General features: G+C 48.8%; 12 protein-coding genes and 1 tRNA gene. 1 reads left to right on the plus strand and 12 read right to left on the minus strand.

Annotated features, from left to right (window positions below):
* Positions 1-2: 2 nt before the first annotated feature.
* The 12 genes from EOJ37_RS05315 to EOJ37_RS05370 all read right to left on the minus strand — a co-directional run bounded on the left by EOJ37_RS05315 (position 3) and on the right by EOJ37_RS05370 (position 11,506).
* Complete coding sequence (locus EOJ37_RS05315; protein ID WP_127958587.1) at positions 3-839, minus strand: hypothetical protein; 837 nt, start codon at positions 837-839, stop codon at positions 3-5.
* Positions 836-1,360 (minus strand): PFGI-1 class ICE element type IV pilus protein PilL2, encoded by a 525-nt coding sequence (pilL2, locus tag EOJ37_RS05320; RefSeq protein WP_127958589.1) that lies wholly within the window; start codon positions 1,358-1,360, stop codon positions 836-838. The genes EOJ37_RS05315 and pilL2 overlap by 4 nt, the downstream gene beginning before the upstream one ends.
* Positions 1,361-1,507: 147 nt before the next feature.
* Positions 1,508-1,987 carry a single-stranded DNA-binding protein gene (gene ssb, locus EOJ37_RS05325; RefSeq protein WP_127958591.1) on the minus strand — a complete coding sequence of 160 codons (480 nt, stop codon included), beginning with the start codon at positions 1,985-1,987 and terminating at the stop codon, positions 1,508-1,510.
* Between the two features lie 91 nt (positions 1,988-2,078).
* Complete coding sequence (locus tag EOJ37_RS05330; protein WP_127958593.1) at positions 2,079-2,564, minus strand: STY4534 family ICE replication protein; 486 nt, start codon at positions 2,562-2,564, stop codon at positions 2,079-2,081.
* Between the two features lie 925 nt (positions 2,565-3,489).
* Positions 3,490-4,209 (minus strand): PFL_4669 family integrating conjugative element protein, encoded by a 720-nt coding sequence (locus EOJ37_RS05335; protein ID WP_127958595.1) that lies wholly within the window; start codon positions 4,207-4,209, stop codon positions 3,490-3,492.
* A gap of 181 nt (positions 4,210-4,390) precedes the next feature.
* The gene (locus EOJ37_RS05340) at positions 4,391-5,269 is read right to left on the minus strand and encodes a hypothetical protein (RefSeq protein WP_127958628.1); all 879 of its coding nucleotides are present in this window, start codon (positions 5,267-5,269) and stop codon (positions 4,391-4,393) included.
* 19 nt (positions 5,270-5,288) lie between these two features.
* A complete protein-coding gene (locus EOJ37_RS05345) occupies positions 5,289-5,513 on the minus strand; it encodes a hypothetical protein (protein ID WP_127958597.1) in 225 nt (74 codons plus the stop codon).
* Between the two features lie 97 nt (positions 5,514-5,610).
* On the minus strand, positions 5,611-6,936 hold the full coding sequence (locus tag EOJ37_RS05350; protein WP_127958599.1) for an STY4528 family pathogenicity island replication protein: 1,326 nt from the start codon (positions 6,934-6,936) through the stop codon (positions 5,611-5,613).
* Positions 6,937-7,015: 79 nt separating this feature from the next.
* Positions 7,016-7,603, minus strand: a complete 588-nt coding sequence (locus tag EOJ37_RS05355) for a DUF2857 domain-containing protein (protein WP_127958601.1) — start codon at positions 7,601-7,603, stop codon at positions 7,016-7,018.
* Positions 7,604-7,636: 33 nt separating this feature from the next.
* On the minus strand, positions 7,637-9,235 hold the full coding sequence (locus tag EOJ37_RS05360) for a ParB family protein (RefSeq protein WP_127958603.1): 1,599 nt from the start codon (positions 9,233-9,235) through the stop codon (positions 7,637-7,639).
* On the minus strand, positions 9,232-10,614 hold the full coding sequence (dnaB-PI, locus tag EOJ37_RS05365; protein WP_127958605.1) for an SPI-7-type island replicative DNA helicase: 1,383 nt from the start codon (positions 10,612-10,614) through the stop codon (positions 9,232-9,234). The genes EOJ37_RS05360 and dnaB-PI overlap by 4 nt, the downstream gene beginning before the upstream one ends.
* The gene (locus EOJ37_RS05370; protein WP_127958607.1) at positions 10,607-11,506 is read right to left on the minus strand and encodes a ParA family protein; all 900 of its coding nucleotides are present in this window, start codon (positions 11,504-11,506) and stop codon (positions 10,607-10,609) included. Before EOJ37_RS05370 ends, dnaB-PI begins: the two co-directional genes overlap by 8 nt.
* 5 nt (positions 11,507-11,511) lie before the next feature.
* On the opposite strand from EOJ37_RS05370, the gene EOJ37_RS14400 reads away from it, so the two are divergent.
* A tRNA-Ser gene (locus tag EOJ37_RS14400) sits at positions 11,512-11,649 on the plus strand.
* Positions 11,650-11,913 lie beyond the last annotated feature (264 nt).

Consider the following 11,913-nt stretch of genomic DNA (forward strand, 5'->3'; position numbering starts at 1 on the left):
GCTCAATTCTCCACTTTCACCACGGCCAAGCGCCCTTTAACCCGAAAGGTGGCTTGACCGATGCCAGTCTGTACCAGCGTCCAGCCTGAAACCGTGTCACCTTTTCCTACTAATGTGATTTGCGACAAGCTTCGATAATCGCGTGGCGCAACCGCTGCCCAGGATGCTGTGCCTCGTCGCTCTATCGCCGTTAAAATAAACGGGGCGCGAACTGTTGTGAGGACGCGGGATGTCGGTAGCGTGAGTTTTTTGGCAGCGGTTTTTGTTGCTGCGGTAGGCGTGGTTTTTGTCGCTGTCGTTTTTTCGGCAGGCAGGTTTGTTGCGCTGGCTGCGCTGCTCAGCGGTTTCAGTTTCAACGAGTCCACAGCCGCATTCAGCGTAGTGAACTGCTCGGTGAGCGTGTTCAACCGTTGCTCTTGTGTTTGCAGGGCATTTTGTAGGGTTTGTTGCAGGTGAGTTTGTGTCTGGCGAAAACTATCCAGCGCCTGTTGCTGTGCTTGTCGCTGCGCGGCCTGTTGTGTCACTTGCTGTTGCAACTGAGCAAGCTGTTGCTGGCTCTCCGTCAGGCTAGCTTGCAACGTTTGCAGGGTACTTTTCAGGGTAGAGACATCGGTTTGCAGCACAGATAGCGCTTCCACCGTGCTCACCGTGTTGTCCTGCAACTCCAGACGTGCCAAGCGCTGGTCAAGTTCGCCCAACCCTAGAAAAACCAGGCTGACAAGCAATCCACTGCCTATCAGTAGCACACTGATTAACACTATCTTCATGGCACCACGGCGTAACCCGTGGCGGCGGCGCACAGGCTGGCTCTCTGCTGTGTCATTCGTCACCTCATTCATGGTGTGACCCCGTTCGCTGGCAGTTGATAACCAGGACGCAGGCTGTGACACACCACACGCTGCACACTATCAACCTCTAACTGCCAGGCGGGCCCTGCCATCACTTGCAACGCAGTGCGCAAGCGCATCGGCCCCAGTTGGTACTGCACAGCGGGAAGCGGTTGTTGATAGAGCACCCGATTTGCCGGTTCATGGTTGCACAGAGAGAACCCTGACTGCTTCATGGCATAACGCATCGCTTCACCCACAGTCGGGTTTAATGAGGCCGGAATACGTATCTCAATCGTCTGAGCAAGCGGATCACGTTGCGCCGCCATCGGATCCGTGTTGAGCAGCAGATAGCGATCATAACGGATCACCTCTGGTGGCTTGGCAAACTCATCTGGCTGAGCGGATTGCACATTGCTGGTCAGTACCGAGGCGCGGAGCGATGTTTGTGATGAGGGTGATTTTTCTGGCGGGTGCTGAGTGCAACCACCGAGTAGCAGAAAGGATGAAGTCAGTAGGTATAGCCATTTCATCAGAAAGTTTCCTTATACAGTGATAACTGGGCTCACTGTGCGAAACTCCCTCAATGCACTCAATCAACAACTCATACTGCGTTAAATGAAAAAAACGCCAACCGGAAAGGCTGACGTTTTTGTTTTGTTAAGATTAAAACCACATATTCAAAACGGTATGTCATCATCAAAATCCATCGGCATATCAGCATAAGCTGTGACCGGTGGTTGCGCTTGAGAAGAGACACCAGAAGATGCCGCTTTCTGTAGTGAAGAGGCTGTGCTGCCTTGCCCTTGCTGACGAGCACCTAACATCTGAAATGCCCCTCTCATGTCTACCACCACCTCAGTGGTGTAGCGATCTTGGCCATTTTGGTCTTGCCATTTCCGGTGACGCAACTTACCTTCGACATAAACTTGCGTACCTTTGTGAGCATATTCCCCCACAATTTCCGCTAGTTTGCCGAAAATAACCACACGATGCCACTCAGTAGATTCTTTAGCCTCACCAGTCTGCTTATCGCGCCAGCTTTCTGATGTCGCCACGGACAAGGTTGCAATCGCACCGCCATCTGGCAGATAGCGAATTTCAGGCTCTTGGCCGAGAAAACCAATCAAGGTAACTTTGTTAACGCCACGTGAAGCCATGATGTATTTCCTTCTTGTTGAAATGAAAAGAAAACAGACCACCCTGAAAAACGGCGGTTCTGTTTTTCAGGGAGAAGCGTAAACGCAGTGATCAGAATGAATTTTCAGCGTATTCGCGCTGAAGTGTGCCATCACTCTGTGGTGGTGTTGTGTCGGATTTTTCCGCCTTGTAAGCCATAACCTGGCCGACTTTGATCCAGTCAACTTTGATCAATCGGGCTTTCAGGCTAACACGGTGTTCACCGGCATGTTCACCTTTGTTCAAGGTAAAAATATCCGTGGAAGGGTTGCTCAGGGTGAACCCCAGCAGCACTTTTTTGTCTTCATCCACCGCCTTATGGCAACGTGCAATCAGGCTGGTTGCTTCTTTGCCAGCAACACAGACATCGAAACGTACATAAGTCGGATTATCAGTTGGCCCACTCAGTGCGTTGATGACACAACAGAGGAAAGACCCGTTCTGATGATTCACCTGACGGATATGGCTGAGATAGCCCAATCCTTTTAGTGTCAGATTGAAGTAGTCAGCAGTTTTAGTGGTAACCGTAGTATCAGTAGTAGTATTAATTTCAGACATGATGTTTTCTCCATGGAGATAAAAATAGGGACAACGGAGAAAGAACATCACCCTAACGGGAGAGTTCTTCCCGTCGGGGTATCAGGATTAGCTGTTTTCTGATCCTGACTGTCTAGCAGTTAATAAAACCAACCTTCATCGTCGCGTCATAGTGCGCTTGTATTGACGATATCTGCTTCCAAAGGTGTGCAGATGTACCACATTCGCATGTACTCCCTTGCAGGCTACGGGAGTGTTATTGTGTCGCCACCCTAAGGCGTTCCTCACAGACGACGGGAACATTGGTGGTTGCTCACAAGCAACGGATAAGCCTGTTTATCATTGTTTCCCGTCAGTAAAATGTCAACACGGAAACTCTCAGCACGATTGAATGAAAAAACCACAAAAAAAGGCACCGTTTCCGGTGCCCTTGGGCTAAGTACGTAACCTGTAGTGTCTCATCATGCTCCGAGGTGCTTGGCAGTGATACCTGGCGCGGTTTTCACGGAGTGCATACGCCTTACAGACCAGCGTCAACCAGAGCACTGTCTGTCGAGCCTAGTTACCTTGAACCCTATGCGAGAGATCAAGATAACTCCCGAGGCTGACGGGGTACTTATTGATGCATCAAAGCGCGCTTACCATACCAGAACCTGGCCTGAAGGGGTACTCAGAAATCACAGAAACAGTAGAGAATTAACTTTGCTCTTTCAGAGTTATTTTCCCAAATCATTTTTTATTTCTGATTTTTTACTGTCAACAATTCCATCTCATGCTGGATAGCACAAAAAACAGAATAAATCACCATACCGCCATCAGTGCCACTGTGAGCTTTACGGTACTACTGACACCCTTTCCCACCCAATGACGAGACCAATGAAACTGCTTTTATATAAACCTCTCCAACGGTAACCGAACTTCAGCAATATCCTCCATCTGGCTGACCTCACCGTTCGTCTTTCTCGACAAGCTGTGAAGAAACAAACGAAGATCGCTTTTTACCTGAAAAAATATCAGGATCAAGCTCACCCAGTTGACTGAGAGCCTTCTGTCCGCGTTCCGTAGAATGACGAATATCATCACGGGTAACGGGCATGACACGGTAAGTGCGGATCACGCCATAGACCTGCCTGACGGCGTACCCGCCTTCACTGAGATAATGATCACGCATTGAGCGCGCAATCAGCCCATAATGCCAGGCTTGAAACGTTTTCATCACCAGTTGATCATAACCCACAAGGAGCCATACACAGCGATACCCCAGTGGGGAACGGCTGTAGACACCAATATTCAGTGGGTGGGTTGATGTGACTTCAGACAGGGTGACACCTTTTGGCAAGTCAGCCAGTATGGACTCCAGCTCACGCACCTGTAGCGCAATTTTTGCTGAACTGGCGTTAAGCGTGGTCTCCAGTTTCATCAGTAACGCATCAGCATAAGGATTATCGGCGGCTGAATCACTAAATACTCGCCCAGCACGCTGGATAACTTCTGGCATGCTTAAAATATCTGTGCGCTTGTGTTTCTCATCATCACTTTTACGCCCATCCCATAACCGTATGGCGTAATGGGTGTGTAGCGCAATAGAGAGTGTCGAGGTTAATGCCCCTGAACGGGGTGGTTCTCCCTCTGCTATTTTCTGTGATTTACTTTTTATCTCAGCCATATGGCCCCCATTGTTACTTTGCATAGTGACTTTGCTTGTATCAGGTCAGGGTTGAGATAGTCGGCAGTAATGCCACAGTGGACAAGAGAAAACCAAAATGGCGGCGTAGGGAGTTTTGCACGGCTAACAGTGCCTGGGCTGTTTCGCCGTTATGCTGCTAATATATTGATGTATCAAAACACTATCCTGCCAAGAAGGTTTGTGCCAATCGGAGCAGTTGCCCATTTCGATAAGTCTCATCTTTACTGTTGATTAACTTAAAGAAAAAGTCGTAATCAAACGGGATGATTTTGCTACACACCGTCTGTTGCCGAGAGTCGGCAATGTTGAGTTCCATACTCTCTGACAGAGTTTCCCCATCAAGGTGACGGCGATGTTTAATAAAGCTAAAAGTTAAATCACAAAAAGCCTTCTCTGTTTTCGTCACAATCTTATGTTCCTGATTGCACAGCAAGTCAGGGCGTTTACGGCATAACTCCTCCGCCAATAGCAGCCCCTGTTTGAGAAAAATGCGACCATAAAGTTTCTTGGCCTGCATCATGTAGGCAAATATCCAGGGAATGTTTTGTCGTGTCGCACCACGGTAACGCCATCCTTCGACCGCACAATAATCACGTAACATACTTTCCGCCAACGCCAATGTGATTTTTATGCCCAGACATTTTTCTAACAGGTAAATGATCCGGTCAAATTGTTCAAGTAGTGTCTGTCTGATTAACAGCCCCACTTTGCTGTCTGCGTGTCGCTGGGCACTTTTGTTTAATGTTTTATTTTTACTGGCATAAGGACACCATTCGTATTCGTCATTATCAACGATGCCTTTTAACGGCACTAACATGGATGCCTGAGAAGAGAGAAAGTGCTTACCAAATGGTTTTTCTCTGCTCATCATCCCGATGATTTGCACAGGATTATCGCAAGCAGGACACACTGCAAACCACCCGTCATGCCCATTGATGGGTTGATACCAGGGAGCCTGCTTTTTTGTTGCTTCATCAAAATTCTCCTGTGTGATTTTATAAACCTGTATTGACTCTACAGAAATTTTGAAGATATCCATCATTCGTCTCCGTTTCACTTCATGGATGGTATTGCCAGGCTGTGTGGTTGGCAATCAATCCCCACCACTCTGCGTTGAGTGGGGGAATATGCCCGTGCTCCTCTGCTATTTTCAGGCAGGCAAGTATCGTTTCAAGCGAAACAGCAAAATCATCACTACCGTTATTAAGCACAAAAACTGCACTACTGTCACAACATTTGTTTTCTATCTCAGTACGAGTGACTGCAGAAATAGGCGCTTTCATTGAGATATCCTCATGTCTGGTTGTTTTTTAGTCGAGTTGGTGCTGTATACTTATTAACCACTGCTGGCACTGCCAGCAGTGTGTATTTATTGACCATTCACTTATTACCCCTAGAACTCAGTTGCTCACGGATTTGCTTCAGGTAGCCACGCACGGCTTCCTCTGATATTGGCGGTGCCTCCGATTTCTGTGCAACAAAGGGGCGCTGTTCAGGGTATTGGGTTGGAGAGGGTTCTGAGGATTTGTTGAGGTTTCTGACAGGATTCAGTTTGCCCTCACGCGCTTTTTTCATCATCGAAAGCAACCAGCCAACCGGGTTCAACACCTGCTGGTTAGCCAACATAGCCAAAATTTGTTGAGCCTGCGCCACAGGTAACGCACGCAGTTGAGCAAGTAACATAGCTTGGTCATGATCGGTGATCACAGCTTTCGCGCTATCAGGCAAAACCAGTTCTCCTTCCCCTGCTACGTACGTATTTTTTATTACACTGTGTGTAATATTACGTACGTAATGGTTCGGATCCCGAACTCTGGGATAACTTATTGAATCTTTAGTTTGTTCGGTTTCCGAACTCAGTAGGGGGTGACTCAGTTCGGTTTCCGAACTCAGTAGGGGGTGACTCAGTTCGGTTTCCGAACCCAGCTTTTTCTGGTCGCTTTTTATGCTTTCCTGACTGAGTTCGGGATCCGAACTCAGGGTCTGCGCTGCATTTTCGCCAAGTTCGGTTTCCGAACTCAGTACTGACTCCAGTGCAGGTTCTTCCGGTTCGTCGGCTTCGTTTGTCTGGTACACCGCCAGGCGGGTAGCCATCTGCTGCGAATTTTGTGGGCGATCCAACCGGCTTTCTATTAAGGCTAAATGGCTGTGATAATGGCGCATGGTCGGATCGTTTTTTATCTCTTCAAGCAGACGCTGTGCTGTTTGACTGATAGTGCGGTTTTTACTCAAGCACGCCTTCGTCAACATATCAACATAGTGGGGATCAAATGTCTCAGCATCACGAAATGTTAATGGTTCATCATGTTGCGCATAGATATTGCCACGTACCCGTCCTTTCTCATCACGAACCTGTTTGCATAGACTGAGCCAACCCGTCAGGCGTAACATCAGCAACACACGGCTGACCGTTTCACGTGAAGCCTTGCCTTTACCCGGCGAAGCAAGTTGCTGCTGCAACTCATCATAACGAGGGAAAATCGCGCCTTCATTATTCTGTGCGTACAGGCGGATCATCATCCAGGCCATCTTATCCAGGGGGGATAACTGGGTGTCCAATAGCAGGCGGCGTGGAATGGCATCATGCACGTTGCCAGTAAACAGTAAACCACTGCGTATCCGTCCATCTTCGCGTGGCGCGGCCACCAGACGAGCATTCATCTTCTCTAGCGTATACGCAATTAAACCTTCTGTGGGGAGTGCCATCTTCTTCTTCCTTACCTTGCTACAAGCGCTGTATGCTTATGCCTGCATCCGCAACGACAGATGCAGGATAAACACACTGCTATACATTGGTTTTTACGGTGACTGTACGATTGTTGGCAACGCGGGTTTTATGCCAACTTTTTACTGCGTGCCAAACAGCGGTCAGCGGAATATTCAACTGCTCGGCAGCCAACATCATCACCTCCAGTCCATCCAGGCTTTCTGCATCCTTGACCTCTGACTTTTTCCATTGCCGCCAGATTTCCGCACTCTCTTCATCGCCGAGCGTACTGCTGCGACCAGAACGCGCACTGATCCCGGCAATGCGGCGACGTGTGGCCACATCACTGCTTGTCAGCCCGAAAAAGGTCTGCATCAGTTCGATGGATGCGCCAAGCGCCAGTGCACGATCAACACGCTGCATCCGCTGTTGCTCTTGCCTAGCTCGCTGTAACATACTCACCAAGTTGTTATGATCGATACTGACACTGACAACCGAGACTTCACTGTTGGAGAGATAGTGCAACTCTTCCAGTGATAGACTGAGCAACATCTGCATCTCTTCACGCGCAATGCCAAGTGCCTCGCAGCGCCGCAAATAACCATTTTTCAGATCCAGGACTAACTGCATCAGTAATCCGTTGGCTGCTTGAGATAAATTGTTCATCCGCACATTCTCCCTGTTCGTTGGTATATCGTGTTATTCATCTTCATCAGGCTCGCCCTCTTCCAGAATAACCACGCACCGTTGCAATTCGCGTAACCGGCGCATAATGCGCATCAATCTCAGCAATTTGATCGCATGGGTATCATCCAGTACTGGGCTATCCTGCTCGGCACTCCCCCCGATCAACATTGCATCCAATCCAATCGGTGGGCACGACACAGGACAACAGCCTGCCAGTGATAACAGCAGTGCCGCAGATGAACTACACTGTGCCGCAGCCCCACGATAACCAGGTGAATGTGTGTGAGTGCGATCAGGTAAAATCTCTGCTTCACAGCCCAGTTGTTCAGCCAACTCCCAGGCACTCACAAAGGCCAGGTTCTGGAGATGTTCAATATCATCCTGATACAAGGAGATAGGCCAAATCGCATCAACAGGGAGAGGGGAGTATTCCTCTTCCTCAGGCTCCAATGCTGGTGAGAGCATCGACATCAAGTCTTCATCATCGTCCGCCACGTCCATTGAACGTCTTTCTGGATTGAGGATGACAGCGCAGTATTCATCATGTCGTGCTTCTTCCTCACGTGGTTCTTCCACAGCGACAGGCGCATTTTTCGGTGAAGGTGATGGCTGTTTTTCAACTTGCCGTGATGAGAGTACGACTGGAAAAGCCGCTTCAGTCGTGTCTGATGGCGCAGTAACCCTTGATGTTTCTTCATCAGTGTTCGGTAACACCGACGCCGTGCTAAGCACGCCTTTGTGTTTAGGATCGAGTTCAAATAGCCAGCGGTCATAATTCAGTTCGGGGTGGGGTAAAGCCTGCAATAGATCACCGATCAGTTCATCCCTGAACATATCGAGCGACCAGAGTTCAGGCGCATTGAACTTGCTACAGCACGTACCAAAAACTGTGGAAAAATCGTTTTTTCCATCAGTGAGTTGAAAGCTAAATTTGCCCCATACTTTCTCAGCATCCTGGCGTAGTGCGAGTAACACTCTGATTTGGGGCGCACCAAGACCAGACTCCAAGAGATCTGGCATCCAGGGGTAAAGGTGCGCTAAAGCATCCTCCATTCGACTTATCGTTGAGTTATGAACAGGTAAGCCTGCGTTACTTAAAAAAGCCGATAATTCACGAAGAGAAACTCTTTTTCCTAGTTGCTCTTCATAAATAGTACGAGCTTTATGGATCCCTTTAGCCTTCTCAATAAAGGAGAGTTCTCCCCGTACCTCATTTTCTGCCAGATGACCAATCAGGCATTGCAGTCGCCCCGGCCAAGGTTTGAACAGCACGTGGATCCGGTAAAAACGCTCGTCTTTTGTCTCCTGCCATAACTCACTGAGAATTTGATAGCGGGTATTGCCACCATCGCTGAAAATGTATTTATCAGGTTCGCCGTCAGGATCGCACGTCACTTTAGGCACAGTATCCAGTCCACGTGCACTGATTGATGCTTTGATCTCTTCATACTGGGGATTGCGCGTAGTCCGTGGGTTGTCAGGATTGGGACCCAGTTGATCCAGTGTCAGTACCATTGGCATTTCTACCGCAGGGAGTACCGCCACCTGAGAGGCTTTGCGCCCAGGCTGGAGCATCGCTGCCCCCATATTGTTGTTACGATGACGGTTCATGCTTGCCCTCCTGTCTGGTACCCCAAGTCATACCCTTCCTGATAATCAGAAAAGAGCGTGTAACGACCATCAAACTTCACTTTCACACTGCCTGTCGGCCCCTGTCGCTGTTTACCAATAATGATTTCGGCCATACCTGGCGTTAACGTACCGGGGTTATAAATTTCATCGCGGTAAATGAACAGGATCAGGTCAGCATCCTGCTCCAGTGCGCCGGAATCACGCAAATCGCCATTATTGGGGCGCTTGTCTGCACGCTGCTCCACTTGACGATTAAGCTGAGAGAGTGCCAGCACCGGGCAGTGAAACTCCTTCGCCATCGCTTTGAGCGCTCGTGATATTTCGGCAATTTCCTGGGTGCGATTCTCTTGTTCTGGTGCACGAACCAATTGCAGATAATCCACCATAATCAAGGCGGGAGAGCCGTACTTACGGATATAGCGACGTGTCCTGGCACGTAGTGTGGTAGGCGTTTGCTCGCTGGCATCATCAATAATGAGTCTGTTATTCCACTGACCAATCTCACCGATAGCACGCGAGATACCAGCCCATTCAATATCGTGCAGTTGAGCGTTGCGCAATCGTGCCAACTCCACTCGCCCCTCCATGGCAATCAGGCGCATGGTGAGCTGGGCAGTGGGCATTTCCAGGCTGTAAATAAAAACCGGTTGCGTGGGTTTGGCGCGTACTGTTGCGGTACACATCGCCAAGGCCAGTGACGTTTTACCCAAGGCAGGGCGAGCAGCCAGCAAAGCAAGATCACCGGCTTGCAAACCGCTGGTCATCTCATCCAGTTGACTAAAACCAGTTGGCGCACCCGCCAGACCTTCTTGTGCCATCATGGTTTCAAGTTGATTGACCAGGGCATCGAGTGCCTCATTAATTGCCAGATCGGTATTGTGCTGTGCGATACCCTGTTCGGCGATCCGAAAGAGCTGTTGTTCAGCCACTTCCAGTACTGAAATGGAGTGGGCTTGAGGTGCTTGCACATCGCTGATCAGCGTAGTGCCCACATTTTGGAGTTTTCTCAATCGGCTTTTTTCTAACACGACGCCGGAATAAGCCAGAATATTAGCCGCTGAGGGAGTGTTCTTTGATAACTCTGCCAGATAAGCGAATCCACCACACTGTACAAGTTGATCATGGTTTTCCAGTAGGCTGGATAGTGTCACCAGATCAAACGGCTGGTTAGCACTGGCCAACTCAGCGATTGCACGATAGATGATACGATGCGGTACGAGATGGAAGTCGTCAGGCGCTAATAGCAGGATCACATCATTCCAGCGATCATTATCCAGCATCAAGCCACCGAGCACCGCCTGCTCAGCATCGACTGAATGTGGGAAATCATGCGGTGAACTTTGCTGTGCTTTAGGCATTTTTCACCTCACCTGGCTCATTACTTGGTTGAGCAACCAGCACGCCATCAAACTCAGCTTTCCATTCAGGAAACAGCTCACAGGCCAAACTGTGCATAGTCTCTGCGGCCGCTGGCCCCTTACGGCGTGTTTTATACTCCAAACGGTGAACAGGCTGCGACTTCACATGCCCCAGTTTATAGATGTCAAGCGCTTCAATTCGGGTATCGAGCAAACGATAAATATCACGATTGCCCAGTACTGAACTGTCATACTGTTTCTGGTTGATGATAGTGGCGAGACTTTCCATCGCTTCACGATCAAGCAGCGTGTTTTCAAAACAATTCACCAGAATGGCGATATCAGGTAGTTGAATACCGTAGTTCTCATAAGTTTTCAGGCGAGCAAACATATGGAGAGAGCCACGAATAAATTCGCGCACATCGGGCAGGATAGGCTTCACCACACCCATCACAGTGCCAGTTGACGAGAGAATAGACAACTCAGTCATGACACCGGTCGCCCCTTTTGAGTCAACAATAATCACATCGTAATGTGTGGCAAAGGCAGGCTGCTGGAGAATATTCCTTAACCGTAACCGACCGTCTGCGGCATGTAGCATGGCCGTAGGGAGCAGTTCGTCAGGGTCATTGGAGTAAATCACATCGAGATTATCAATACTCGTGTGTGAGATAGCCAAAAGCGGATCGGGTAACATTTGCATCAGCAGCTCATAGAGGCCGCAGGTCGCCTCTTGCTTCAAGGGGAAAATACTACTGGCAGTGGGTTGTGACCAGTCAGCATCAATCAGCAGAGTTCGGAGTCCTGCATCAGCAATAAAGCCCGCAAGATAAGCCGCAAAAGTAGATTTTCCTTCGCCGCCTTTAGGGGAAATGATCGGTAAAATTTTCATAATCTGCTCGCATAGTAAAGTTGCAAGCAGAACTATTTAACTCATTATAACTATTGAGAAGACATCCACTTTTGCAAAAATTAACACCAGAGAGGGGATTGAAAATCCCCGTGTCCTTGGTTCGATTCCGAGTCCGGGCACCATCAATAAAAATCAAGCTACCTTACGGTGGCTTTTTTTATGTCTCCAATCTGCCATATCTCATTATTTAATATCCCCTTTAACGTTTTTAGCGCATTTCAATAAGGCATCTGTTTTATCTACTCGCTGGATAAGCTGCCGGATCTGCTGATGCGGATTGAACACCACAAACGGCAAGCGTTGAGTGTATTAGCCTTTGATTAATTATAATAATTCCAGGCGCGGGCATCTCAAACACTCACCAACTCATGTTTTCTAGCCAGCAC

It is taken from the genome of Serratia microhaemolytica (assembly GCF_004011885.1).
GTDB classification, from domain to species: domain Bacteria; phylum Pseudomonadota; class Gammaproteobacteria; order Enterobacterales; family Enterobacteriaceae; genus Serratia_G; species Serratia_G microhaemolytica.